At 70.8% G+C, this 24140-nt stretch carries 22 protein-coding genes; 9 read left to right on the forward strand and 13 right to left on the reverse strand.

Translation table 11 applies throughout. From position 1 onward, the window contains the following. The first annotated feature begins 82 nt into the window (after nucleotides 1–82). Nucleotides 83–721, forward strand: a complete 639-nt coding sequence (locus tag ACIP63_RS18470) for a TetR/AcrR family transcriptional regulator (protein ID WP_401516772.1) — start codon at nucleotides 83–85, stop codon at nucleotides 719–721. A 63-nt stretch (nucleotides 722–784) separates the two neighbouring features. Here ACIP63_RS18470 and ACIP63_RS18475 read toward each other — a convergent pair whose 3' ends face one another. The 10 genes from ACIP63_RS18475 to ACIP63_RS18520 form a co-directional block, all read right to left on the reverse strand. Beyond that, nucleotides 785–1357 carry a hypothetical protein gene (locus ACIP63_RS18475; protein WP_401516774.1) on the reverse strand — a complete coding sequence of 191 codons (573 nt, stop codon included), beginning with the start codon at nucleotides 1355–1357 and terminating at the stop codon, nucleotides 785–787. A 76-nt stretch (nucleotides 1358–1433) separates the two neighbouring features. Beyond that, entirely contained in the window at nucleotides 1434–2153 is a 720-nt protein-coding gene (locus ACIP63_RS18480; RefSeq protein WP_393765495.1) for a uracil-DNA glycosylase, read from the reverse strand. A 90-nt stretch (nucleotides 2154–2243) separates the two neighbouring features. Further along, nucleotides 2244–3824, reverse strand: a complete 1581-nt coding sequence (locus ACIP63_RS18485) for an ABC transporter substrate-binding protein (RefSeq protein ID WP_401516777.1) — start codon at nucleotides 3822–3824, stop codon at nucleotides 2244–2246. Between the two features lie 119 nt (nucleotides 3825–3943). Continuing rightward, nucleotides 3944–4699: an SDR family oxidoreductase gene (locus tag ACIP63_RS18490; RefSeq protein WP_356717139.1), complete on the reverse strand. Its 756-nt coding sequence runs from the start codon at nucleotides 4697–4699 to the stop codon at nucleotides 3944–3946. Nucleotides 4700–4721: 22 nt separating this feature from the next. Further along, the gene (gene fabG / locus ACIP63_RS18495; RefSeq protein WP_037831334.1) at nucleotides 4722–5483 is read right to left on the reverse strand and encodes a 3-oxoacyl-ACP reductase FabG; all 762 of its coding nucleotides are present in this window, start codon (nucleotides 5481–5483) and stop codon (nucleotides 4722–4724) included. A gap of 201 nt (nucleotides 5484–5684) precedes the next feature. Continuing rightward, nucleotides 5685–6068 (reverse strand): DUF3037 domain-containing protein, encoded by a 384-nt coding sequence (locus ACIP63_RS18500; RefSeq protein WP_393765499.1) that lies wholly within the window; start codon nucleotides 6066–6068, stop codon nucleotides 5685–5687. Continuing rightward, nucleotides 6065–6946, reverse strand: a complete 882-nt coding sequence (locus tag ACIP63_RS18505; protein ID WP_401516780.1) for a HipA family kinase — start codon at nucleotides 6944–6946, stop codon at nucleotides 6065–6067. The genes ACIP63_RS18500 and ACIP63_RS18505 overlap by 4 nt, the downstream gene beginning before the upstream one ends. 252 nt (nucleotides 6947–7198) lie before the next feature. Further along, nucleotides 7199–8941: a beta-galactosidase family protein gene (locus ACIP63_RS18510; RefSeq protein ID WP_401516782.1), complete on the reverse strand. Its 1743-nt coding sequence runs from the start codon at nucleotides 8939–8941 to the stop codon at nucleotides 7199–7201. 38 nt (nucleotides 8942–8979) lie between these two features. Beyond that, on the reverse strand, nucleotides 8980–9702 hold the full coding sequence (locus ACIP63_RS18515) for a heparin lyase I family protein (protein ID WP_401516785.1): 723 nt from the start codon (nucleotides 9700–9702) through the stop codon (nucleotides 8980–8982). Beyond that, nucleotides 9699–12152 (reverse strand): polysaccharide lyase 8 family protein, encoded by a 2454-nt coding sequence (locus ACIP63_RS18520; RefSeq protein WP_401516787.1) that lies wholly within the window; start codon nucleotides 12150–12152, stop codon nucleotides 9699–9701. The genes ACIP63_RS18515 and ACIP63_RS18520 overlap by 4 nt, the downstream gene beginning before the upstream one ends. 182 nt (nucleotides 12153–12334) lie before the next feature. Here ACIP63_RS18520 and ACIP63_RS18525 point away from each other — a divergent pair, with 182 nt between their 5' ends. The 6 genes from ACIP63_RS18525 to ACIP63_RS18550 all read left to right on the forward strand — a co-directional run bounded on the left by ACIP63_RS18525 (nucleotide 12335) and on the right by ACIP63_RS18550 (nucleotide 19601). Further along, on the forward strand, nucleotides 12335–13441 hold the full coding sequence (locus ACIP63_RS18525) for a substrate-binding domain-containing protein (RefSeq protein ID WP_401516789.1): 1107 nt from the start codon (nucleotides 12335–12337) through the stop codon (nucleotides 13439–13441). A 131-nt stretch (nucleotides 13442–13572) separates the two neighbouring features. After that, nucleotides 13573–14889: an ABC transporter substrate-binding protein gene (locus ACIP63_RS18530; RefSeq protein ID WP_401516791.1), complete on the forward strand. Its 1317-nt coding sequence runs from the start codon at nucleotides 13573–13575 to the stop codon at nucleotides 14887–14889. A gap of 463 nt (nucleotides 14890–15352) precedes the next feature. Beyond that, complete coding sequence (locus tag ACIP63_RS18535) at nucleotides 15353–16273, forward strand: carbohydrate ABC transporter permease (RefSeq protein ID WP_401516793.1); 921 nt, start codon at nucleotides 15353–15355, stop codon at nucleotides 16271–16273. Then, nucleotides 16270–17223 (forward strand): carbohydrate ABC transporter permease, encoded by a 954-nt coding sequence (locus ACIP63_RS18540; RefSeq protein WP_401516795.1) that lies wholly within the window; start codon nucleotides 16270–16272, stop codon nucleotides 17221–17223. The genes ACIP63_RS18535 and ACIP63_RS18540 overlap by 4 nt, the downstream gene beginning before the upstream one ends. Before the next feature lie 2 nt (nucleotides 17224–17225). Beyond that, a complete protein-coding gene (locus ACIP63_RS18545) occupies nucleotides 17226–18299 on the forward strand; it encodes a hydroxyacid dehydrogenase (RefSeq protein WP_401516797.1) in 1074 nt (357 codons plus the stop codon). Between the two features lie 276 nt (nucleotides 18300–18575). After that, on the forward strand, nucleotides 18576–19601 hold the full coding sequence (locus tag ACIP63_RS18550; RefSeq protein WP_401516799.1) for a hydroxyacid dehydrogenase: 1026 nt from the start codon (nucleotides 18576–18578) through the stop codon (nucleotides 19599–19601). 59 nt (nucleotides 19602–19660) lie between these two features. On the opposite strand, the gene ACIP63_RS18555 is transcribed toward ACIP63_RS18550, so the two are convergent. Further along, on the reverse strand, nucleotides 19661–20710 hold the full coding sequence (locus ACIP63_RS18555) for a zinc-binding dehydrogenase (RefSeq protein WP_401516800.1): 1050 nt from the start codon (nucleotides 20708–20710) through the stop codon (nucleotides 19661–19663). Nucleotides 20711–20784: 74 nt separating this feature from the next. On the opposite strand from ACIP63_RS18555, the gene ACIP63_RS18560 reads away from it, so the two are divergent. Beyond that, complete coding sequence (locus ACIP63_RS18560) at nucleotides 20785–21360, forward strand: TetR/AcrR family transcriptional regulator (RefSeq protein WP_401516801.1); 576 nt, start codon at nucleotides 20785–20787, stop codon at nucleotides 21358–21360. Between the two features lie 71 nt (nucleotides 21361–21431). Here ACIP63_RS18560 and ACIP63_RS18565 read toward each other — a convergent pair whose 3' ends face one another. Further along, the gene (locus ACIP63_RS18565; RefSeq protein WP_401516803.1) at nucleotides 21432–22319 is read right to left on the reverse strand and encodes a LysR family transcriptional regulator; all 888 of its coding nucleotides are present in this window, start codon (nucleotides 22317–22319) and stop codon (nucleotides 21432–21434) included. Between the two features lie 238 nt (nucleotides 22320–22557). Between ACIP63_RS18565 and ACIP63_RS18570 the strand changes: the two genes are divergently transcribed. After that, complete coding sequence (locus tag ACIP63_RS18570; protein ID WP_401516805.1) at nucleotides 22558–23394, forward strand: alpha/beta fold hydrolase; 837 nt, start codon at nucleotides 22558–22560, stop codon at nucleotides 23392–23394. A gap of 94 nt (nucleotides 23395–23488) precedes the next feature. On the opposite strand, the gene ACIP63_RS18575 is transcribed toward ACIP63_RS18570, so the two are convergent. Further along, nucleotides 23489–24004, reverse strand: coding sequence for a shikimate kinase (locus tag ACIP63_RS18575; RefSeq protein WP_401516807.1), 516 nt, complete (start codon nucleotides 24002–24004; stop codon nucleotides 23489–23491). Nucleotides 24005–24140: the final 136 nt, after the last annotated feature.

The raw sequence follows: 24140 nt of genomic DNA on the forward strand, positions 1-24140 counted from the left end.
GACCGACTCCTCCTCGGAACTACATCTGTAGTAGGTGAGCTCTACCGTACTACAGGTGTAGTGGAGGCGGTAGATTGGTTCCATGCCCACACGCTCCACGCCCCCGGCGGCCGCCCCCGCCGACGCCGCCCGGCCGTCCGCACCCTCCCGCGCCGAACTGATCGCCGACACCGCTCTCACCCTTCTCGCCGAGCGGGGGATGAGAGGCCTGACCCATCGGGCGGTGGACGAGCGGGCCGGACTCCCCCAGGGGTCGACGTCCAACCACGCCCGCACCCGGCAGGCCCTGCTGGAAGCCGCCGTCCGCCGCCTGGCCGAGCTGGAGGCGCGGGTGCTCGCGCCGGGCGAACTGCTCACGAGCAGCGATCCGGCCGGAGCCGCCGCCGGGCTGGCACACGCGCTGCACCGCTATCTGACCGGCTCCACCGAGCTCCTCGTCTGCCGCTACGAACTCGCCCTGGAGGCCACCCGGCGCCCGGACCTCAGGGCGTTCTACGACGACGCGGGCCGACGGTTCCGCGACCCATTGGTGGCCCTCATGACCGCGGCGGGATCGTCCGAACCGGAGCGCCACGCGCTGTCCGTCGTGGCCTGGGCGGAGGGGATGATGTTCGCGTGCGCCGTGGGCTCGTACCACCGGGCCGTGCCGGCCGAGGAGGAGCTGCGCAGGGGCTGCGCCGAACTGCTGCGGGGGATGCTCGGCACCGGGGCCGCCGGCTGAGCGACGGCACGACCGGCGCCTGACCGGCCCGGAGCGGGGCCGCCGGGGGTGGGCCGGCCCGCGTCACTCCCCCGCCGCGTTGCCCCGCATGCGCTGCTCCAACCGCCCGATGGCGGCGCGGATCCCTCCGCCGTATCCGTCGTCCTCCAGCACCCCCACGGCGTCCCAGGCACGGTCCAGATGGACCCGGGCGGACTCGAAGCGCTGGAGCTTCAGATAGTCCGCCGCCAGATTGAGATGCAGGGAGGGGACGAGGGCCCGCACGGCGGTCACCTCCCGGCGCTCACCGCCCGGGCCCGGGTCCGTGCCGGTGTCCGCGTCCGGGTCCGTGCCGGTGTCGGTGTCCGCGTCCGGGGCCGCGCTCGGGCCCGGGTCCGTGGCCACCGCCCCGGTCAGGCCTTCCGCGGCTGTCAGCGCCCGGAGGTCCCAGGCGAGCTCGTCCCCGGGATCGTCCTGGGTGTCGGCCATGTAGTGGGCGAGGGTGCAGCGGTGCAGGGCGGCACCGCGCTCGCCGATCTCCGACCAGAGGATCCCGAACCGGTTGCGGGCCTCCTCCCTGTCCCCCGCGTGGAGCAGCATGATCGCCTGGCCGATCCTGGTCATGACGGCGTCCCCCGGCACTTCCCGCTGCTCCACTACAGAGGTCTCCCCTGATCACCGCCCGGCCTGTTCCGGTGGCTCAGACGCTAGCGGCAGCCATGGGCAATCACGCTCAGGCGCGTGCCCCGGCGGTCGGCCGGGTCGTCCCGAGGCCCAGGTCCGGGATCCGCCAGTCGACGGGCTCGTGGCCCTGCGCGGCCACGGCCTCGTTGATCTGCGTGAAGGGGCGGGAGCCGAACCACTTCTTGGCGGAGAGCGGCGAGGGATGCGCGCCCTTGACGACCACATGGCGGTCCTGGTCGATCAGCGGGATCTTCTTCTGGGCGTAGTTGCCCCAGAGGACGAATACGGCCGGGTCCGGCCGCTCGGCCACGGCGCGAATCACCGCGTCGGTGACCTTCTCCCAGCCCTTGGCCTTGTGCGAATTCGCCTCGCCGCCGCGGACCGTCAGCACCGCGTTGAGCAGCAGGACGCCCTGCTCGGCCCACGGCATCAGATATCCGTTGTCCGGGACCGGCAGGCCGAGCTCGTCGTTCATCTCCTTGTAGATGTTGCGCAGCGAGGGGGGCGTCTTCACGCCCGGCCGGACCGAGAAGCAGAGGCCGTGGCCCTGCCCCTCGCCGTGGTAGGGGTCCTGGCCGAGGATGAGCACCTTCACCCGGTCGTACGGCGTGGCCTCCAGGGCGGCGAAGACCTGTTCGCGCGGCGGATACACCGGCCCCCTGGCCCGCTCCTCCTCGACGAAGTCCATGAGCTCCTTGAAGTAGGGCTTCTGCAGCTCTTCGCCGAGGACGCCGCGCCAGGACTCGGGCAGCAGGTCGGTGTCGGTCACGTCCACAACCTCCGGTAAGCAATCGGTTCTTGACCACAGAACCTACCGGGGCCCACTGACAACCGGCCCGCCGAGCCCGCTGTCGCCCTCCTACCAGCTGGCCTTGCGGTACAGCTCCCACATCTGCATGACCGTCTGCGGGTCGAGCGCGCGCTCGCCTCCGCCGATGTCCTCACCCGCGGCGACGTAGAGCTTGCCCTGCCACAGGGGCAGCAGCCGCACGTCCTTCACGAGGATCTCCTGGGCCCGCTTGAACTGGTCGGAGACCGCACCGCGGTCGCTCTCCTTGCGGGAGGAGGGCAGCAGGTCCTGGGTGATCTCGTTCGCCAGATACGGGGTTCCGGTGACGCTGTCCTCGCCGACGAAGGGCGCCACGAAGTTGTCCGGGTCCGGGAAGTCGGGGAACCAGCCACGGCCGAAGACCGGGTAGTCACCCTTGGTGAACCCTTCCTGGAAGGATTTCCACGGCGCGCTCTTCAGCGTGATCCGGAACAGGCCGGACGCCTCCAGCTGGCGCTTCAGCTCGGCGAACTCGGGAGCGGTGGAGGAACCGTAGCGGTCCGTGGTGTACCAGAAGGTCATCTCGACCGGCTCGGTGATACCCGCCTGGGAGAGTATCGCCCTGGCCTCGGCGACATCCGGGTCGCCGAAGGAGTCGAAGAAGCTGGTGGCGTGACCGGCGATGCCCTTCGGAACCATGGAGTAGAGCGGTTCCGCGGTGCCCCGGTAGACCTTGGCGACGAGGGCGTCCCGGTCCACGATCTGGGCGATGGCCCTCCGGACGGGGAGCTTCCCCGCCGCCGGGTCCTTGGGGTTGAAGACGAGGAAGCGGATGTCGGCGCCGACCGACTCCACGATCTGCAGGCCGTCGTTGTCCTTCTTGTTGTCCTCGAGACCGATGACCTCCTCGGCGGTGAGGCCGCGGTAGGTGGCGTCGATCTCCTTGTCCTTCAACGCCTTCACCATGGGGGTGGAGTCGGTGAAGTAGCGGATCGTGACCGCGTCGTTCTTCCGGTCGGCGAACCCCTTGTAACTGGGGTTCTTGGTCAGCTCGGCCTTCTTGCCCGGCTCGTACGCATCCATGACGTACGGCCCCGAACCCGTGACCTTGCCGTCGTCGCGGATGCTGTCCTCGGGGTAGTCACCGGGGGCGACGATCGACATGGCCGGTGTGGCCAGGATGAACGGGAAGGTCGCGTCCGCCCTGCTGAGGTGGAAGACGACCGTGTCGTCACCCTTGGTCTCGACCCGGTCGAGGGACCCCAGGAGGCCGGCCGGGCCGCCCTTGACCTTGATCTTCGTGATCCGGTCGATGGAGTACTTCACGGCCTCGGCGTCGATCTTCTCGCCGTTGGAGAACGTCAGGCCGGAACGCAGGGTGCACCGGTAGGCCATGCTCGTGGCGTCGGTGAACCGGCACTCCTTCGCCGCGTCCGGCTCGGGGCTGGTGCTGCCGGTCGGGAAGCTCACCAGGGTCTGGAAGACGTTCCTCATCAGCTCCCAGGAGCCGTCCCACGCGGCCGCGGGATCGAGGGTCGAGGGCGAGCTCGTCGTTCCGACCGATATCTGCTGGTCCGTTTCCGAACTGCTGTCGGACAGCAGACCGCAGCCGGCCAGCACAGAAAGGGAAGCAAGGGCTGCAGCGGCCTGCAGACTGGCCCGGTAGAACACGTGCACGCTCCTCGATCAGCCTTGGGGTCGGCAGACCATACCGCAGCGCCCCACCGGGACAATCCGCTGGCCCGGCGGGGCACTTGAGTCAATCAGGGCCAAACCGGCGCAGGCCTGTCTCAGGCCACGCCCGCATTCAGGAAAATACCGCCGTCGACCACGAGAGTCTGCCCCGTGACCCAGGCGGACTGCTCGGACGTGAGGAACGCCGCCGCTCCGCCGATGTCCTCCGGAACGCCGAGACGGCCCAGCGGGTAGGCCGCAGCGGCCTCGGCCTCACGGCCCTCGTACAGCGCCTCCGCGAACTTGGTCTTCACCACGGCGGGGGCGATCGCGTTGACCCGCACGACCGGCGCGAACTCGTGCGCCAGCTGGAGGGTCAGGTTGACCATCGCGGCCTTGCTCATGCCGTAGGCGCCGATGAACGGGGACGCGGAGACACCGGCGACCGAGGCGATGTTGACGATCGCCCCGCCGTTGTCCCGCTGCCACGCCTTCCAGGTCTGCTGGGCGAATCCGAGCGCCGAGATCACATTGGTCTCGTAGACCTTGCGGGCGACGTTGAGATCGAGCTCGGCCATCGGCCCGAAGACGGGGTTCGTACCGGCGTTGTTGACCAGGTAGTCGACCCGGCCGAAGGCCTCCATGGCACGCTCGACGGCCGCGGCCTGGTGCGCCTCGTCGTGCGCCTTGCCCGCGATGCCGACGGCCCGGTCGGCGCCGAGCTTCTCCACGGCCTCCTTCAGGGCGTCCTCGCCACGGCCGGTGATGACGACCCGGTCGCCCCGGGCGACGAGAGCCTCCGCGATGCCGTAGCCGATGCCCCGGCTCGCGCCCGTGATGAGCGCGACCTTGCCACTGTCCTGCACAGTCATGGTGTCCGTTGCCCTTCCGGGGTCAGTTGAGCGGTCCGCCGGCGACGTACATGACCTGGCCGGACACGAAGCCCGCGTCATCGCCGGTGAAGAAGGCGATCGCGTTGGCGATGTCCTCGGGGCGCCCCACGCGCTGCACGGGGATCTGCGTCGCGGCGGCGGCCTGGAACTCCTCGAAGCCCATGCCGACCCGCGCGGCCGTCTGGGCGGTCATCTCGGTGACGATGAATCCGGGGGCGACGGCGTTGGCGGTCACGCCGAACTTGCCGAGCTCCTTGGCGAGCGTCTTGGTGAAGCCCTGGAGACCGGCCTTGACCGCGGAGTAGTTGGCCTGACCCCGGTTGCCCAGCGCCGAGGAGGAGGAGAGCGAGACGATGCGGCCGAACTTGGCCTCCACCATGTGCGACTGGACGGCCTTGGCCATCAGGAACGCGCCCTTGAGGTGGACGTTCATCACGAGGTCCCAGTCGGACTCGCTCATCTTGAAGAGCAGGTTGTCGCGGAGCACGCCCGCGTTGTTGACGAGGATCGTCGGGGCGCCCAGCTCGGCGGCGACACGCGCGACGGCGGCTTCCACCTGCGCGCTGTCCGACACATCGCAGCCGACGGCGAGGGCCTTGCCCCCGGCGGCGGTGATCTTCTCGACCGTGTCCTTGCACGCCGCCTCGTCGAGGTCGAGTACGGCGACGGCGCGGCCCTCGGCCGCCAGGCGTACGGCGGTGGCGGCGCCGATGCCCCGTGCCGCTCCCGTCACGATGGCGACGCGCTGCTCGGTGGTGGACATGCTTGGTTCTCCTCGCCCTTGGATCGCGGCTCAGCGGACGTCAGGAAGTTCCCGATAACTGAGCAACCGCTTAGTACCTTCAGCAGACGAGACGCTAGAAGCCCCGGCACCCGGTGTCAACGGCACACGGAGGCCCGGGCGCATGTCACACCGGGCGGTGCCGCCGCCCGGTGGCTCCCGGACGGCGGCACCGCCCCGGAATCAGCGCACCAGCAGATCGAGCAGCCGCTCGACCTCGGCGGCCGGGTCCGTGGTCAGGCCGCTGTGCACGACGCCCGGCTGGACGACCGTGGAGCGGGGCGCGATCAGCCAGCGGAAGCGCCGCCCCGGATCGTCACCGGCCGCCTGGCCCGCGGCCTCGCCACCGCCGCACACCCCTTCGACCGCCCGCAGTGCGGCCCGTACACCGAGTACGTCGGCACGCGGGTCCAGCGCCTTGAGCTTGCGCTCGTCCAGGTGCGTCCGCGCGGCGACGAACGACTTGGCCCGGCAGTACACCAGCACGCCCGCGTTGAAGCACTCACCGCGCTCCACGCGCGGCACGACGCGCAGGACCGCGTACTCGAAGACATCGCGCTCGCTCATCGGCCGCCGTCCTTGCTGTTCCCGGCGCCCGCCTGCGCGTCCCGGTCCTTCTTGGTGGGATGCGGCCAAGGGGTCAGGCGTTCGGTGAGCCACCCGGGGGCCTGACTGGGCCGGGTCTTCGTGGGCCCCTCCATGAGGATGCGTTCATGGATGCTGCCGGCACGCGCCAGCAGCGGCTCCACGTACGCCCGGCGCAGCTGGTCCGTGGTCTCGAAGCCGGGTTCGTCCGCCAGCCACTCGTCCGGCACCTCGGCCGCGACCTCGGTGAGGAGCTCCTCCGTGACCAGCGGGGCGAGCTCGGCGGCCGCAGTGGCGATGTCCGGACCGAAGGGTGCGAGGACATGGTCGGAGGCGTTGTACGGCTTGGCCGCGGAGGCCTGCGCGCCCGGCCAGTTGTGGTGCCAGATCATGGTGGCCCCGTGGTCGATCAGCCACGGCTCCCCGTGCCAGACGAGCATGTTGGGGTTCCGCCACGACCGGTCCACGTTGTTGATCAGCGCGTCGAACCAGACGACCTTCCCGGCCTCCGCCGCACCCACCTCGTACGCGAGCGGGTCGAATCCGAGCGAGCCGGGCAGAAAGTCCATCCCGAGGTTCAGCCCGGCGCTGGCCTTGAGGAGCTCCTGCACCTCCTGGTCCGGCTCGGCGAGACCGATGACGGGGTCGAGCTGAATGGTCACCAGCTCCGGCACCCGCAGCCCCAGCCGCCTGCCGAGCTCTCCGCAGATGACCTCCGCGACCAGGGTCTTGCGGCCCTGTCCGGCACCGGTGAACTTCATGACGTACGTGCCGAGATCGTCCGCCTCGACGATCCCGGGGAGCGAACCGCCTTCACGCAGGGGCGTGACATAGCGGGTCGCGGTTACCTCTGTCAGCACTATCCCAGGCCACCCATCTATTCAACCTCGTAATCCACGGTAAGCCCTGGAGGGATGCAACAGTGGGAATCACCCGTCAACGGGCCTGGGGAGAATCTGGGGAGTCTCAGCCGGCCTCCCGATCTTCTCGTCCCCGAGCAGTCCGTCGATGGCAGTGCGCCCCTTGCTTCCGGCCTCCGGCATGAAGTGTGCATAGTAACCGAGGGTGATCGCGGGCGAGGAGTGCCCGGCTCGACCCCAACGGCCACGGGCTCATACCAGCCGCACCCGGGTGCCACCGGTTCGCTCCGTCTCCAGCACCCACACCTCGTTGTCCCCGGGACGGAGTACGGGACCGGGGACGTACAGGGCGGTCTGCGGGCCCGCAGACCAGTACCGCCCCAGGCAGAAGCCGTTGATCCAGGCGAAGCCCCTTCCCCAGCCGGGGAGTTCCAGCATCGCGTCCCCGGGGCCCGGTACGTCGACGCTGCCCCGGTAGAGGCCCGGCTCGCCCCGCTCCGGCAGGCGGGACGGCAGCCCGGCGACCGCCTTCCCGTCGTCGAACGCGTCCAGCCGCAGGCCTCGTGCGCTCACACCGTGCACGTACTGCCGCTCGTGCAGGATCCCGCCGGTCGGCCCCTTGGTCTCCCCCAGGCGGGGCCCGTAGTTGACGCGCCCCAGGGACTCCACCCATAGCTCCAGCTCGGCGGGACCGGCGACCGCCGCACCTACCGGGGTCTCGACGCCGTCGACGGACAGCCGGACCAGGTCCCGTACGCCGGGCAGGGACAGCGGCAGTGGTGGGCGGGGGCCGGGAAGGCGGGCACGGTAGCGCGCCAGGCCCCGGTCGACATCGAGCTCCTCGAAAGTCGGCGCCATCCCGAAGGCACCCTCCGTTCCGCCGAGCGTGTCCATCACCTCGTCCAGCGGCGTCCACGCGTCGAGCACGGCCGTGGCCGGTGCTGTGAGGACCGGCCAGGCGGCCGGCACAGGAGGCGGCGGGGTGTCGGCGAAGTCGGCCAGTACCTCGCGGAAGCGCCGGAACAGTTCCGTGGGCCTGCCCCGTTCGTCGACGGGGGCACCGTAGTCGTAGGAGGTCACCGTCGGCTGGAAGGCGCCGTCGTGGAGGCCGCCCGCGCGGTTGGCGCCCGCCCAGCCGCCGAAGCTCGTCCCGCCGTGTGCCATGTAGACGTTCACCGACGCCCCGCACTCCAGGATCTCGCGCAGTACCGCCGCCGCGTCCCCGGCTTCGCGCGGCTCGGGCTCACCGGCGCCCCAGTGGGCGAACCAGCCGCACCAGAACTCCATGCACATCAGCGGCCCGGTGGGCTGGTGCCGGCGCAGCGTGCGGAAGGCACCGGCCGCGTCCGAGCCGAAGTTCACGGTGGCCAGGACACCGGACAGCGAACCGCCGGTGAGCATGTGGTCCTCGGGCCCGTCGGAGGTGAACAGTGGCACCGTCACCCCGCCGTCGCGCAGGATTTCGGCCAGCTCGCGCAGGTACTCCTGGTCGGAGCCGTAACTGCCGTACTCGTTCTCGACCTGCACCATGACCACCGGGCCGCCGTGGTGGACCTGGCGCTCCACGACCTGGGGCAGCAGACGGCCGAACCAGCGGCGCACCGGCTCCAGGTACGCCCGGTTCCTGGTGCGGACCTGCCCTGCCACGGTGCCGGTGAGCCACTGCGGCAGCCCGCCGTTCTCCCATTCGGCGCAGATGTACGGACCGGGCCGGACGACGGCCCACAGGCCCGCCGCGTGTGCCGCGTCCAGGAACCTGCCCAGCGCCTCCGCGTCCCGGTACTGTCCGGGAAACGGCTCGTGCAGGTTCCACGGCACATACGTCTCGACGCAGTTGAGCCCCATCGCCCGCAGCGTTTCCAGCCGGTGCGCCCACTGGGCCTCGTGCACCCGGAAGTAGTGCAGGGCGCCCGACAGCAGCCGTACCGGCCGGCCGTCCAGGGCGAATCCGCTGTCGGTCACGGTGAAAACGCCGTCCGCCGGTCGTTCGGTCATCGACGGTCACCTCTGTCTCTCTCGTCGTGCACGGCAGGTCAACCGACGTCCGCGTAGGTGGTGCCCACCCGCAGCCGGTCCAGTCGGTTCACGACGTCGCTCTGTGGGGTGTCCCGGTCGTAGACGCCCCACTTGGGTTCGTTGGCGCTGTCCCAGGTGCGTGCCGCGTAGCGGGGGCCGCCGCCGGTGAAGGTCTGCCGGGTCCCGTTGAAGGACAGCTCCACCCAGCCTGATCCGGCCGAGGCGGAGGTGTGGATGCCAAGGGCGAATCGGTTCCATGCCCCGGCCGAGACCGGCGCCGACCAGATCAGGTGCCACGTGGCGTCCGTACCGACGTGGAAAAGGCGCACCGAGCCGTCCTTGACGGTCATGATCAGCGGGTAGTTCTGCTCCGCGTTGGGATACGACTTCCACTGCCACACCACGAAGTCCCCGCTGACGGTGGACAGCTGGGACTCCCAGCCCAGCCAGTAGGTGGAGCCGGGCGCGAAGGCGTACCGGGTACCGCCCACCGCGATGCCCCGGGACTCGCAGCGGATGAGACCGCCGGGCTTGGTGAACCGGAAGACGGTCCCGTGGCCGTCCTGGTTGGCGGCGGTGACCAGACTGCCGGGCTCGTCGCACTCCACGCTGCCGAACACTCCGGCGCCCCGTGCCGCGTCACCGTCCCAGACGGTCGCTGCGCGCGCCGGGGTGGCGGGAGCGAGGAAGCAGGCCAAACCCGCCAGCACGGCGGTGGTACGTCGTGCCGTCGCCGTCATGCTGTCCTCACCGTGATCTTCTGGGTGGCGCCTGCCTCGGCGGTGAGATCTCCGAAGGTGACGGTCAGGTCCCGTCCGGGTATGGCCTGTTCGACCGTGGCGGGGCGGGAGACGACCGCGGTGGTCCGGTGCCGCCACGTCACGGTGAGCGTGGTGAGGGTGCGGGTCGGGTCGGAGACACAGACGACCGCGGTGCCGTCGTTCCGGTGTCGTATCAGCACCGAGCAGGGGGCGCTCACGGTGAGGTCGCCGACCGTTCCGGCCGCCCAGAAGTTGACAGCGGTGACGCCGAGGGAGGGGACGTGGACGCCCTGGGCCCGTGACGTGTTGGCGAGTGTTCCGAGCAGTCCCCGGGCGCCCGCGGCATGGGCCGCGGTGCGGGCGGCACTGGCGCCGGGCAGCAGGACGTAGGCGTAGGCGCCGTCGGCCGGGTCGACGCCGTGGTCGACGTACAGGGTGAGGTAGCGGTCGGTGAGGGGGGCGGTGGACGAGCCGGTTCTGATGTCGCTCCATCGGCCGGTGCGCTCCTCGCGCAGCGCCGTGATGCGGCCGCCCGCCGGAAAGACGTAGCCGCCGTGGCCGGCGATGTGCGCCCAGCCCGGGTCGCTCAGCGTCTCGGTCCAGCCCGGGGTGCCGGGCTTGCGGTGGCGGTCCACGGTCAGGGCGTGGGTGCCGCTGGGGCCGAGGCGGCGGTTGTCGATCACGGTGTCGACCGCCTCGCCGTCCGTGGCGGTGATGCCGGCGCCCAGACAGACGATGCCCTCGTCCAGGAAGAACCAGGATTTTCGTGCCTCCAGTGTCGAGGCCAGACCCTTGAGATGCTGGCCCACCGCGGCGTACGTGCCGTCGGTCGTGCCGCCCACCCATTTCGCCGCGGGGCGTTCGGCGCCCCACTGGCCGCCCTGGCCGTCGGCGAGCTCCTTCCTGGAAGCGGTGATCCCGGGCAGTCGATTGGGGTCCACGGTGGCCCAGAAGGTCTGCGAGTACTGCTCGTTGGCGTAGTCGTCCCCCCACCAGGACAGCCAGCCGGCCCCGGTGTGGTAGCCGCGCAGGTTCTCCCCGTTGCCCCACTCGTAGTGCGCGATCCGGTCGGAGGCCATGGACAGGCAGGCCGCCCACCCCCGGCGGCGGTGCACCGCCCGGTCCTGGGACGGGAAGAGCCGGTGTGCGACCGGCTCGGGCAGGGGTTTGACCGAGGTGTCGTCCACGACGCTCTGGAGCTGGGCGAGCTTGTAGACGCCGAGCATGGGGTTGGTGTGCGGAGGGCTGAAGTACGCCCGCTGGATCCATCCCTTGGCCAGGGCGCGCCAGCGCGCGTTCTGCTCGGGGCTCGCGGCGCGGCCCAGGGCGACGATCGAGGCGATGATCGAGTGGCCGCGCAGATGGTCGTCGTTGGCGCCACCGGGATCGCCGGGCGGCAGGCCCCGTGCGACGGCGCGTCCGGAGACGGCGTCCATGCACAGGCCGTTGTAGAGGAAGGGGGCCCAGGCCCGTTCGACGGCGTCGAAGTAGTTCTCCCGCGCCGGATCGGTGATCTCCCACGGGGAGCCGGCGAGCAGCGCGCACAGCAGGCTGAGGCCGGTGAACAGATCCGCGCCGTACGACCCGGCGTAGGGCACCCACGTGTGCTGGACGAAGGAGCCGTCACGGTAGAGGCCGTCCCCGGACGTCACGTAGGGGAAGACCGGGGACAGGGCCCCGGACGCGAGAGCGAGCCGGTCCGCGTCCTCGCCGACCAGGCCGCTGAGCGCGATCGTCCGGCACAGGTCGACGCGGTTGGCGCCGGTCGAGGTGCCCGTGTACGAGGCCACCGCGCTGTCCGGTACGAACGCGCGGACGGCTTCCGTGATCGTGGCGATCAGCTCGGCGTCCAGGTGGTCGTAGAGGATGGTCGCCGCGTCCAGCAGCGCGTGGGGCCCGCCGATCTGCCAGTTGTACCAGTTGCCGTAGCGGGCTCGGCCCGCGTGGTAGACGTCGGTGACCACGTGCCGGATGCCGGTCACGACATCGTGAGCGAAGGCGTCGTCCCCGGTCAGGCCGGTGCCGGGCTGGGCATACGCCTCCGCCATGGAACGCAGCCGCTGGAAGGTGAGCTGGATCTGCGCGGAGTAGGTGTACGACTCGGTGTCCGTGTCGGGATCCGGGTCCAGCCACACCATGCCCGGCCACAGGGAGCCCGGCGCGGGCCGCATCGTGGTCCGCCAGCCGGTGGCGTTGGTGCCCAACTGGACGAGCTTGGAGGCGAACGGCTCCGCGGTAGGGCTGAAGCCGGAGCCGAGTATCAGGCCGCGCCAGGTGGCTCTGAGGCTTTCGAACTCGACGGACGCGGTCGGCGCGGCGTGGGCGGGAGTGGTCGGGATCGCCGCCGAGGCGGTTCCGGTGAGACCCAGCGCGGCAGCGGCACCTCCCGTCGCCTTGACGAATCCGCGGCGGGACCAGGGTGTGGGCATGGCGTCTCCAAAGACGGAGGGAGGAAGACCGAGGAGGAACGCGGGAGGGAGAGGCGCGAGTGCGGGTGGTGGATTTCTAGCACGGGGGACGCAAGATGCTCAATACGTAAGGTTCGTAAGAATCGATCATTGGAGTACGGTGGAACGTGCACCAATCGGGGGAATCATCAGGAGGACGACGGATGCGGTCGCATGTCAATCAGCGCCACGAACGGGTGCTGGAGATCGTGTGCAGGCGAGGCGAACTGCGGGTCACGGAGCTGGCGGAGGAGTTGGGGGTCTCCGCCGTCACCGTGCGGCGCGATGTCGAGACGCTGGCCGAACAGGGGCGGCTGGTACGGCTGCACGGCTCGGTCACGTGCCCCGAGCCGCCTGTGCAGCCCGCGCAGCCCGTGCAGCCCGTGCAGCCCGGCCCCGTCCCGGTCGCAGCGGCCGCCGGGACGGTCCTGGGCATGGTGGTGCCCAGCATGGAGCACTATTTCGCGGAGCTGGTCAGGGGTGCTCAGGACGCGGTCGCGGCGCGCGGCGGCCGACTTGTGCTCGGGATCGCCCACTGGCGGTCCGAGGAGGACACCGCACAGATCGGACGGATGCTCGACGGCGGCGTCGACGGCCTGCTGATTCAGCCCAGTTGGGAACGCGGGGTGCCCAGCCCCGAACAGGAGCAACAGCTGCTGGCGCTCCGGGTCCCGGCCGTTCTGGTGGACCGGCGCGTCCCCCTCGGGGGCAGGCTGGCCGGACTGGACAGCGCGCGCTCCGACCATGCACTCGGGGGCGCCGCCGCCGTCCACCACCTCGCCGGGCTGGGCCATGAGCGGATCGCCCTGCTCGCTCAGGACAACCCGACGTCACCGCAGGTCCGGGAGGGGTACGAGGCCGCCATGGCGGCGCGAGGCCTCTCGGCGTCGCAGCCCGTGACCGTCGATCCGGAGGACCCGGCCGGCCTGGAGGCGGCGGCCCGGTCGTTGTACCGGTCGGTGGCGGAGGGCGGGGTCACCGCCGCGATCGTCCACAACGACCAGACCGCGATCGGCGTGGTGCAACGGCTGCGCGAACGCGGCCTTTCCCTCCCGGGCGACATGTCGCTGGTGGCGTACGAGGACGAGATGGCGGCGCTGGCCGACGTGCCGCTGACCGCTGTGGCACCGCCGCGGCAGGCCGTGGGGGAGACCGCCGTCGAGATGATGTTCGCCAGGCTCGGAGCGGGGCCCGGTACATCGGCGCCGAGCCGGCACATCTCGCTGGTGCCCCGGCTCACCGTGCGGGCGTCCTGCGCTCCACCGCGCTGATCCCGGGCGCAGCAGTTGATTGTTTTGATCGAATTGGTTGTTTGCTCTTGACGGGCGATCGTTCTGCGCAAAAGATGAGCGGAATCGCCTCCGGTCGCTGAGGCGCCTTGCTCATCGAGGAGCCAGTGCAGATGAAGCCCGCCCACCGCATACCCCGCCTCGCCCTCACAGCCGCCCTGGGCTGTCTGGCCCTCCTCGTCACCGCCTGCGGCGGCGAGGGCGGCGGTACATCCGGGGCCTCGGACGGCAAGCCGGTCACCCTCACCATGTGGTCCTGGATGGTCGGCACCAAAGACGTCGTCGAGGAGTTCAACGCCACCCACGAGGACATCAAGGTCGAGTACACCGAAATCACCGCCGGCGCCGACGGCTACTCCAAGATCGACAGTGCGATCAAGGGCGGCAACGCACCGGACGTCGTGGGCATGGAGTACGCGATGCTCCCCGAGTTCGCCAGCCAGGGGAACCTGGAGGACCTGACCGGACACTCCGGGAAACTGGTCAAGTCATTCCCCGAGAGCCTCCAGTCGCTGGTCACCCCCGGCGGCCGCACGTGGGGCGTCCCCTTCGACGTCACCCCGCAACTTCTCTACTACCGCACCGACCTGTTCGAGAAGGCAGGCGTGGAAGTCCCGGCCACCTGGGCCGAGTTCGAGAAGGCGGCGAAGAAGATCAAGGCCGCGGACAAGGGGGCCCGCATCCTCAACATCCCCAAGGGCGGCGACATCCCGTTCATCAACGGACTGGCCTGGCAGGCCGGTTCGCAGGGCTTCGGCGTCGAGGGCGACGCCTGGACGGTGCACATCGACGACGAGCCAGCCCTGAAGGTCGCCGGGTTCTGGGACGGCTTGGTGCGCGACGGCCTGGTGTTCAACCACCCCGCCTGGAGCGAGGAGGAGAGCACCGCCAAGAAGAAGAATCAAGTCGCCGCGTTCATCGGCGCCCCCTGGAGCGGAGCCGGCCTGATATCCCAGACACCCGAACAGAAGAAGAAGTGGGCCGTGGCTCCGCTGCCCACATGGGACGGCACACCGGCCACCGGAACCTGGGGCGGCACCTCCTTCGCCGTACCCAAGGGCAGCGACCACATCGAGGGCGCGGCCGAGTTCATCGAGTGGCTCACCACCGATCCGGCCGCGATGAAGGCCCGGCTCGCGGACGCCGAGGCACCGAGCAGTGTCCTGCCCGCCGACCCCGGCATGCAGAAGGTCGCGGCGACGGAGTTCACCCGAGCCGCCGGCGGCTACTTCGCCAACGACCTCTACCAGGTCGCCGCCGACCAGGTGGACACCATCGGCGACGGCTGGACCTGGGGTCCGGTGCAGGGTTCGGTGAACGAGGCGTTCGAGAGCACCGTGGCCAAGGGCGGCTGGGAGGCCGGGTTCGAGGCGGCCCAGCGTGCGGCGCTGAAGGCGCTCGACGACCGGGGACTGAAGACCGCCGGCTGACCCCACGCCCGGCGGACCCGCGACATACCAGCCGCGCCCCGGCCCGGCCTGGTGCGGCGGCCACTCGCCGCGGATGGGTCCCGCAGAGGTGCCTGACCTGGTGGGCCGGCCCGGGTGGCGCGAGCGCCGCGGAAGCCCGGCTCGCCGCACGTCGACGCGCCACGAAGGCCGCCGATCCCGCCATCTCAGGCACGTCGGCCCCGCGGCACACCACCTCGGCCCGCCCCATCCGGTCGCCTAGGGTCTTTCGTTTGGATCAGGCTGGATCAGGGAGCGGGGTCTGGTGCCGTGCATCGCAAGGCGGAGGAGGGAGTCAACGCGGAGCGTTGCCGACTGACGACAACGCCGCGAGGTGCGGTGCCAGGGCGCGCGAGCCCAGCATGATCCAAACGAGAGGCCCTAGCCCCCTGATCCACCACTGTTCCGGCCCCGCTGCCCCGGGTGCCACGGTCAGGAGAACTTCATGACAGTTCCGGCCCCAGCCCCTGTTCGCCCCTCGGCCGGACGCGCCCGACAGCGTGCCGCCGCGGCCTACCTCGTACCTTTCTTCGTCCTCTTCACGCTCGTCATGGTCGCCCCCATCGGCTACGCGCTCTGGACCAGCCTGTTCAAGGAGGAGTCCTCCGGTCTCGGCTTCGGCGGCACCGAGAGCGTCTTCGTCGGCCTCGGCAACTACGCCGACGCACTCGGCGACACGGCACTGCGCGCCTCGTTCCTGAACGTCGCCGCCTACGTGGCGATCTACATCCCGCTCATGACCTGCACGGCGCTGTTGCTCGCCCTCCTGCTGGATTCGACCGTCGCACGGGCCAAGCGGCTGTTCCAGCTCGCCCTCTTCCTGCCCTACACGGTGCCTACCGTCATCGCGGCGATCATCTGGGTCTACCTGTACTCCCCCAGCCTCAGCCCGGTCATGGACTGGCTCGGCTCCGCAGGCATCAGCGTGGACTTCTTCTCCTCGCCGCTGGCCGTCCCCTCGGTCGTCAACATCGTGACCTGGCACTACGTCGGATACAACATGGTGATCCTCTACGCGGCGCTCCAGGCGATCCCCCGGGAGACGCTCGAAGCGGCCATGATGGACGGCGCCGGGGCAATCCGCACCGCGCTGCGGATCAAGGTGCCACACATCCGTTCCGCCCTGGTCCTTAGCCTCCTGTTCACCTGCGTCGGCGCCATCCAGCTCTTCAACGAGCCCTACATGCTCACGACCCAGTCGGAGGCCATCAACCGCGACTGGTCACCCGTGATGTACGTGCACAAGGCGGCGTTCGTCGATCACCAGCCCGGCCTCGCCTCCGCGGCGGCGATCCTGATCGCTCTCCTGGCCGGCCTTCTGTCCTACGCAGTCACCAAGCTCGGCAACCGCTGGAAGGCAGCATGACCACGCACACCGTCACCGGGCAGCCCACCCCCCGCACGGCCGGCGAGGGGAGCGGACCCACGCGAACCCGGCCGCCCGGCCCCCGCCCGGGCGGCCGGGGCCACGCCCGCCCGAGCCGCTCGTGGACCTCCAAGGCCGTCGTCAACGGCCTCCTCGCCCTCTTCGCCTGTTACACCCTGATGCCCCTGACGTGGCTGTTCGTCGCCAGTACGAAGGACCACGGTGATCTCGTCGGCACCGGCGGATTCACCTTCGCCGACTTCAACCTCTTCGCCAACCTCGGTGACCTGTTCACCTACGGCGACGGAATCTACGGGCGTTGGCTGCTCAACAGCATCCTCTACTTCGGCCTGGGCTGCCTGGCCTCCACCCTCGTCAGCACGGCCGTCGGCTACGCCTTCGACAAGTACGACTTCCCGCACAAGGAGAAGCTGTTCGGCATCGTGCTGCTGGGCGTCCTCGTGCCGAGTGCCGTCCTCGTGCTGCCCCAGTACCTGCTGGCCGGCAAGGCGGGCCTGGACAACACCTACTGGGCCGTCCTGGTCCCCCTGCTGGTCAACCCCTTCGGCGTCTACCTCGCCCGGGTCTTCTCAGAGGGGTACATCCCCGACGAGGTGATCGAGGCCGCCCGGATGGACGGCGCGGGAGAGTGGCGCGTCTTCCGCTCGGTGGGCCTGCCGATGATCGCGCCCGGCTTCGTCACCCTGTTCCTCTTCACCTTCACCTCGAGCTGGAACAACTTCGTCCTGCCCCTGTACATGCTGAGCGACGACAAGCTCTACCCCGTCACCCTCGGCCTGGCGATCTGGAGCAAGTCCTCCCAGCAGAACCCGGAGTTCTACATGCTGACGATCGTGGGGGCGCTGGTCTCGGTCCTTCCCCTGATCATCGCCTTCGTCTGTCTCCAGCGCTTCTGGCGCGCCGGGCTCACCGCGGGCGCGGTGAAGTGACGATGACCGCACGGCACACCACGGCGCCGGCCGCCGAGGTCCTTCCCCCGCTCGCACCCGGCCCCCGTCCGCGGCGTCCCCGCACCGCCCTCGCGATGTCGCGGGAGACCCGCGACGCCCTGCGTGACGAGGGTGCCATCGACCTGCTCCGCGAGGTGGCCGACCTCGATCCGGACCTGCTGGTCACCGACTTCGCGGACCCCTCAGCCGCCAAGGCCCTCGGCCGGACAGAGGTGCTGCTCACCCACTGGGGATGTCCGCCACTGACGGAGCGGGCGCTCGCGGCAATGCCCCGGCTACGGGCCGTCGTCCACGCCGCAGGGTCCGTCAAGCACCATGTGACCGACGCCGTGTGGGAGCGCGGCATCACCGTCTCCAGCGCCGCGGCGGCCAACGCGCTGCCGGTCGCCGAGTACACGTTGGCCGCGATCCTCCTCACCGGCAAGCGGATCCTGGAGAGCGCAGGTGCCTACCGTGATCGGCGCGCCCCGTACCCGCTGCTGCCCTACTTCGCCGGTCACGGCAACTACCGGCGGGTCGTCGGCATCGTCGGCGCCTCGCGCACCGGCCGGCGCGTGATCGAACTACTGCGGCCGTTCGATTTCACCATCCTGGTCCACGACCCCTATCTGGACGACGCCGGTGCCGCCCGCCTCGGGGCACGGTCCGTCGGCCTCGACGAACTGACCCGGCTCAGTCAGGTCATCTCCATCCATGCCCCTCAACTACCCGAAACGCACCACATGTTCGATGCCAGGCGGCTGGCCCTGCTGTCCGACGGGGCCACACTGATCAACACCGCACGCGGCTCCCTGGTCGACACGGACGCGCTCATCGTCCACCTGACGTCCGGACGCATCCAGGCAGTGCTCGACGTCACCGACCCCGAGACACTGCCCGTCGAATCACCACTGTTCCGGCTGCCGAACGTGCTCCTGACCCCGCACATCGCCGGCTCGCTGGGCAGCGAGCTGGGCCGCATGACCGACTACGCATCCGCCGAGATCACCCGCTACGCCCGGGGCATGCCCTTCGCCCACAGTGTGGAGCCCCAGGACCTGGCTCGGACAGCGTGACGGTAATCGGAAGCGGTCGCCGTACCGGTTGCGCGCGCCGGGCGCCGTGACCGTGGCCCGTACGGATGCGGAGGCAGCCTGCGGTGGCCGCCCCGTCCTCCGTGTTCCGTCGCCCGCCGGGTGGCCGGCCGCACGCAGCGGCCGTCCGCCGACAGGCCCTGGGGGCACAGGAGTTCGCGGTGCGCCGGGACGCCGTCCCGGACAGGCCGAGGAGATCGCCCCGGCGGCCCCGGCCTACCCTGGGTGACCGACGACGCCTTCGTTGCGGAGCACCCGATGCCTGGCTCACCTGAAATCGCCGACCGCTCCTCCCGGGTGGTCGTCGCCGTACCGCCGCACCTGCGCGCCCAGTTCTTCACCCCCGAGGTGTGGCGGGAGCTGGAACGCTTCGCGCGGATCACGGTCGTCGACGAGCACACCGACCGGGCGGCGGTGGCGGCCGCACTGCCCGGCGCCCGTGCGCTGATCCTCTCGTGGCGGGCGCCCAAGGTGGATGCCGAGCTCCTGTCCCACGCCGACCGGTTGGAGCTGGTGGCGCACACCGGCTCGGCGGTCGCCCCCTATGTCACCGAGGACGTGTTCCGTCGGGGCATCCTCGTCACCCAGGCCGGTGACGAGATGGCCCGCCCGGTCGCCGAGGTGGCGCTCGCCTTCACCCTCTCGCTGCTCCATCGCATCCAGCGCTTCGACCACTCCCTTCGCGGCGGGCTGGACTGGGCCACGGCGAGCGAGGCACCGCCGCGCCACGAGATCCACGGCAGCGACATCGGGGTGATCGGCGCCTCCCGCACCGGCCGGGCCTACATCCGGATGGCCCGGGCGATGGGAGCACGGGTACGCGTCACCGACCCGTACCTCTCCGACGCCGACGCCCGGGAGCTCGGCGTGGAATCCGTTCCGCTGGAGACACTGCTCACGGGAAGCCGGATCGTCGCCGTGCACGCCCCGGTCACCGAGGAGACCCACCGGATGCTCGGCGCCGAGCAGCTGGCACTGATGCCTGACGGGGCAGGTCTGGTGAACACCGCCCGCGCGTGGCTGGTCGACCAGGACGCGCTCCTCGCCGAACTGACCAGCGGCCGGCTGGACGCGGCGCTCGATGTCTTCGACGCCGAGCCGCTGCCGGTCGGCCACCCCTTCCGCTCCCTGCCGAACGTGCTGCTCACCCCGCACCAGGGGGCCGGCAGCGTCGAGTGCAGGCAGCGGCTCGGCGCCAGCGCCGTCAACGAGGTGCTGCGCCTGCTCGCGGGGCGTCCGCCGGTCCATGCCGTCACCGCCGAAGCCCTCGTCCGGCTGCGCTGAGCGTCGTATCCGTACGCGTCCCCGGCAGGAGACCAGGCCCTTCCTACGGACGGCGGCCGTCAGGGGCGAATGACGATCTTTCCCACGTGTTCCCTGCGGGCGAGCTGTTCCTGCGCCCGCGCGGCCTGGTCCAGCGGGAACGTCGCGGCGACCACGGGCTGGATCGCGGCCTGGCGGGCGAGCTCCATGAGGAGGCCGAAGTGCGTGGGCGTGTGCATCGCCGAGCCGATCAACTGCGCGTTGTGCAGGTAGAGGCGGCGCACGTCGAAAGCCACGTCGAACCCGCCGAGCGCGCCGGCGACGACCCATCGGCCGCCCTCGCGCAACAGCGGCAGGCACTCGCTCACCAGGTCCCCGGCGACCACGTCGAGTGCGACGTCGATGCCTTCCGGGGCGGCGGCGCGGATCTGCCCGGCGACGTCGTGCGCACGGTCGACGACGTCGTGTGCGCCCGCCTCGCGCACCGCGTCGATCTTGGATCCGCTGCTGACGGCGAGCACCCGCGCCCCGCGCGCGCGGGCGATCTGGATCAGCGCGAGGCCGACACCGCCGGACGCTCCGGACACCAGGACGGTCTCCCCCTCCCGCAGCCGGCCCCGCTCGATCATGCCAAGCGCCGTGCCGTAGGCCGTCGGCAGCGTCGCGAGCTGTTCGTCGGTGAGCGGGGATTCCGTCACGTCGTGCACCTGCGCGGCCGGCGCGGTCACGTACTCGGCGTAGCCGCCGTCGCGTTCGCTCCCCATCAGGCCCACCGGGTTCGCGTCCGGGCCTTCGGTGTCGTAGATCGCCGGGTCGACGACCACGCGTCGGCCGACCAGGCCGCCGTCCACGTCGGCACCGACCGCCACGACCCGGCCTGCCACGTCGGCGCCCTGGATGCGCGGGAAGGCGATCGGGCCCCGCCAGCCCGACAGCGCCTTCGGGTCTCCCGGGCGGCCGTAGGCGCCCTCCCGGGTCCACAGGTCGGTGTTGTTCAGCGCTACGGCGCTCACCCGGACCAGCACCTCCCCCGCCCGCGGGGACGGCACGGCCACCTCTGTCAGTTCGAGAACCTCCGGCCCTCCGTGCTCCGCGATCCGCACCGCCCGCATGGTCTCCGGGACACCCATCGTTCGAACCTCCTCACAGGTATACTGATCTGTATACCTCACCCACCCTACACCGATCAGTGAAGAGGCGCCCGATGCCGGAAGCACAGTCCATGACACCGGCAGGCCGCCGCATCGTGGCGGCCGCCGAGGAGCTGTTCTACAACCGCGGGATCACGGCCGTGGGCGTGGATCTGATCGCTGCGCACTCAGGCGTGACCAAGAGGACCCTTTACAACCGGTTCGGTTCGAAGGATCACCTGGTGGCCGCCTACCTCGCGGAGCGTGACCGGCGGTGGCGGTCACTCGTCCGCGCCGCCGTCGACGCCTCCGACAGCCCCGTCGAGGCCGTCACCGCGCCCTTCGACGTGCTGCGGACCTGGAGCGGGACCAACAGCCGCGGATGCGCGTTCATCAACGCGCTGGCCGAGCTCCCGGACCCGTCGCATCCCGCGCACCGCATCGCCGCGGACCAGAAACTCTGGCTGCTGAACCTGTTCGGCGAGCTGGCCACCGCGGCGGGCTGCCCGGAGCCCGCCGTTCTCGCCACCCGGCTCCTCCTGCTCCACGAGGGCGCTCTCGCCACGCAGCCGCTCCTCCTCGAAACCCTTTCGGCGAGCGTCGACCTGGCTCGAGCCCTGGTCCGGGCCGGTGCGCCCGGGAGCCGCTGACCAAGGCCCTTGGCCGTCGGGGGATCAGGCAGGACCGTCGTCGGAGGATGAGGCGGGACCGTCCCGGTGGATCAGGTGGGACCGTCGTCGGAGGAGAGCCCGACGATCGCTTCCGCGACCTCTCGCACGACCGCACGGGTGTCGGATTCCGTCGCCAGCCAGGTCGTCATGATCAGCGGCATGTCGACCAGCTGCCCCCAGCACCATGCCGGCAGCTGGGCCGCCGCGGTGTGGGCGGCCACCAGCACCGCGTCGGAACCGGTCGCGTAGGCGTGGGCGAGGGCGTGTTCGGTGAACCGGGAGAAGTGCCAGTGAGGCCGGATGCCGGCGGCCTGCGCGGCCGCGATGAGCCCGTGCTGCTGGGCCGGAACCTGGTCCTGGGAGTGCAGGAGGGTCCGCAGGCCGTCGAGGTCGCTCAGCCGGTACGTTTCCTCGGCTGCCAGGGGATGGTCCGGCCGGACGGCGATTCCGAGCGGGTCCCGCCGCACGCTCCGCACCGTGTGCCCTTCGGGCGGAGGCTGGTGCACGAGGCAGATGTCCAGCCGTCCCTGTCCGAACAGCCGGAGCTGTTCGAAACTGCCGGCTTCGACGTAGTCCGGTTCCGCGCGGGGGGCCCGGGCCCGGACGGCGTCGACGATGTCCATCAGCCAGGAGCCTTCGGTTCCCGGTGGGACGCCGACGGTGACCGCCTGACGGACGGCCTTCGCACCGGCCACCGTCTCCCGGGTCGCGTCGGCCATCGCAAGCAATTGGTGGGCATGCGGCAGCAGGGCCTGGCCGGCCGGTGTGAGCTCGACGCCCCGTGAGGTCCGCTGCAGCAATCGCTGCCCGAGCTCCCGCTCGAGATGAATGATCTGACGGCTGAGGGAGGGCTGGGAGAGCAGCAGGCGCTGTGCCGCACGGTTCAGCGACCCCTCTTCGGCGGCCACCACGAAGTACCGCAGGTGACGCAGTTCCATCCGGTCTCCCGAACACCTCTCGGTAATGCCTCGCGAGCATATCCGGTCTGCCGCGAAGGACTTGGACCGAGGCGGGGGCAGCGGTCTCTAATGGAGCGGACCGTGCGACACGAGGCGGGTCCGGAGCGCCGGGCGAGTCTGAGAAGCGAAGAGCGGGTCTCCGCTGCGGAGGAACGGGCCGGTCCGGTCCCGGGGCCCGACAGTCCACCGTTCCGCGCGCGAGGCGGGAGCATACGTGATGCCGTTCATCGATCTGCCCGACGTGACGCTGTTCCACATCGACCGGCTCCCCCCGGCCGGCGTCCCTCACCTTGGTGCCCTCGGCCTGCCGACCGTGCTGATCCACGGCCTGTGGGGCAGCGCCGACACCTGGACCCACCAGCTCCCCCGTCTGCGGACCCGGTGCCGCACGCTCGCCGTCGACCTGCGCGGGCACGGCCGCACCGGGCCGTCCGCCGGCGGGTACTCGACGGACCGTCATGCTGCGGACGTCGAAGCCTTCGTCGAACGGCTCGCGCTCGGCCCGGTGGTCCTGATCGGACATTCGATGGGCGCATCCGTGGCAGCCGTACTGGCGGCCCGCCGGCCCGACCTGGTGCACGCCCTGGTGTCGGTCGACCCGGACTACGCCGGCACCGACGACAGCCGGGCCGGCCTGCGGGCGCTGGCCGACGAACTCGACGGCCCCTCGGCCGAGGCCGCCGCGTCGAGGATCGTCACCACCCTGGCCCAAGGACCTGACACGCCCGCGCACATCGTCGAACAGCAACGGGTGGCCGCCATGCGGCTGTCGCCGGAGACCCGGGCGCGCCTCTTCCGTGACAACGCCTTCCACCCGGGCAGCATCCGGTTCCGGCCCGAAGCCGACGCTCTGCTCCGCCGGCGGCTTCAGCCGGTGCTGGCCCTGCACCGCGACACGGCCCGGATGCGCGCCGATGAACAGTCCTTCACCCACCCGGGCAGCAAGGCCGTCGCCGTCCAGGGCGCCGGGCACTTCTTCCACCAGGAGATTCCCGCGTACGTGAACTCCGAGATCGACCGCTGGCTGGCCACGCTGCCCCCGCTGCCCTCCTGAGCTCGACGCGGGGACGACACGCCCACACCCCGGGCCGTGAGCGCGGCGAGGGCGTGCCGTGGTGGTCGCCGGCAGGCGCGCCCGCGTCCCGCCGTCACGCCTCGTGCAACCCGAGGGCGTCGAGGACCACTTCGGCGACCTCCTCGGAACTGCGGGCGTCGGTGGCCACCACGACCCGGGCCACCTCGGCGTACAGGGGGCGGCGGGCCTCCATCAGTTCGCGCCAGCGCCGACGCGGGCTGTCGCCCAGCAGCGGCCTGGGGGTGTCCAGCCCGGTGCGCCGCATGGCCTCGGCATGCTCCACCGTGAGGTGGACGACGGGGTGGCGGAGCAACAGGGCACGGGTCGAGGCGTCCAGGACGGCGCCGCCGCCGAGCGCGAGCACCCCGCCGTGTCCGGCGACCGCGTCCCTCACCGCCCGCTTCTCCAGGTCACGGAAGTACGGTTCACCCTCTTCGGTGAAAATGTCTCTGACCGACCGGCCATGGGCGGCCACGATGTCCTCGTCGGTGTCCCGGAATCCGCAGCGGAGTCTCCCGGCCAGCAGCCTGCCGACCGTGGACTTCCCCACACCCATGGGGCCGACCAGGACGACGCGCGGCCCGCTCATCGGACCCACGGAGGCTCGGTGACCGTCGCGCGTTCAGCCAGGATCGTCATGACACCCCTTCTGAATTCCGGTCGGCCGGAATTGTTCATCGACATGTCTCCCGCGCATCCGGCCGACCGGAGGAACTCAAGTCTCA

Source organism: Streptomyces sp. NPDC088746, from assembly GCF_044751065.1.
GTDB lineage: Bacteria > Actinomycetota > Actinomycetes > Streptomycetales > Streptomycetaceae > Streptomyces.

Excerpts from the sequence above, each read along its gene's own strand:
- ACIP63_RS18470 (WP_401516772.1), top strand. The coding sequence starts at position 83 with ATGCCCACACGCTCCACGCCCCCGGCGGCCGCCCCCGCCGACGCCGCC.
- ACIP63_RS18490 (WP_356717139.1), bottom strand. The coding sequence starts at position 4,699 with ATGACTGTGCAGGACAGTGGCAAGGTCGCGCTCATCACGGGCGCGAGC.
- fabG (WP_037831334.1), bottom strand. The coding sequence starts at position 5,483 with ATGTCCACCACCGAGCAGCGCGTCGCCATCGTGACGGGAGCGGCACGG.
- ACIP63_RS18500 (WP_393765499.1), bottom strand. The coding sequence starts at position 6,068 with ATGAGCGAGCGCGATGTCTTCGAGTACGCGGTCCTGCGCGTCGTGCCG.
- ACIP63_RS18510 (WP_401516782.1), bottom strand. The coding sequence starts at position 8,941 with ATGACCGAACGACCGGCGGACGGCGTTTTCACCGTGACCGACAGCGGA.
- ACIP63_RS18515 (WP_401516785.1), bottom strand. The coding sequence starts at position 9,702 with ATGACGGCGACGGCACGACGTACCACCGCCGTGCTGGCGGGTTTGGCC.
- ACIP63_RS18520 (WP_401516787.1), bottom strand. The coding sequence starts at position 12,152 with ATGCCCACACCCTGGTCCCGCCGCGGATTCGTCAAGGCGACGGGAGGT.
- ACIP63_RS18525 (WP_401516789.1), top strand. The coding sequence starts at position 12,335 with ATGCGGTCGCATGTCAATCAGCGCCACGAACGGGTGCTGGAGATCGTG.
- ACIP63_RS18530 (WP_401516791.1), top strand. The coding sequence starts at position 13,573 with ATGAAGCCCGCCCACCGCATACCCCGCCTCGCCCTCACAGCCGCCCTG.
- ACIP63_RS18535 (WP_401516793.1), top strand. The coding sequence starts at position 15,353 with ATGACAGTTCCGGCCCCAGCCCCTGTTCGCCCCTCGGCCGGACGCGCC.
- ACIP63_RS18540 (WP_401516795.1), top strand. The coding sequence starts at position 16,270 with ATGACCACGCACACCGTCACCGGGCAGCCCACCCCCCGCACGGCCGGC.
- ACIP63_RS18545 (WP_401516797.1), top strand. The coding sequence starts at position 17,226 with ATGACCGCACGGCACACCACGGCGCCGGCCGCCGAGGTCCTTCCCCCG.
- ACIP63_RS18550 (WP_401516799.1), top strand. The coding sequence starts at position 18,576 with ATGCCTGGCTCACCTGAAATCGCCGACCGCTCCTCCCGGGTGGTCGTC.
- ACIP63_RS18555 (WP_401516800.1), bottom strand. The coding sequence starts at position 20,710 with ATGGGTGTCCCGGAGACCATGCGGGCGGTGCGGATCGCGGAGCACGGA.
- ACIP63_RS18560 (WP_401516801.1), top strand. The coding sequence starts at position 20,785 with ATGCCGGAAGCACAGTCCATGACACCGGCAGGCCGCCGCATCGTGGCG.
- ACIP63_RS18565 (WP_401516803.1), bottom strand. The coding sequence starts at position 22,319 with ATGGAACTGCGTCACCTGCGGTACTTCGTGGTGGCCGCCGAAGAGGGG.
- ACIP63_RS18570 (WP_401516805.1), top strand. The coding sequence starts at position 22,558 with ATGCCGTTCATCGATCTGCCCGACGTGACGCTGTTCCACATCGACCGG.
- ACIP63_RS18575 (WP_401516807.1), bottom strand. The coding sequence starts at position 24,004 with ATGAGCGGGCCGCGCGTCGTCCTGGTCGGCCCCATGGGTGTGGGGAAG.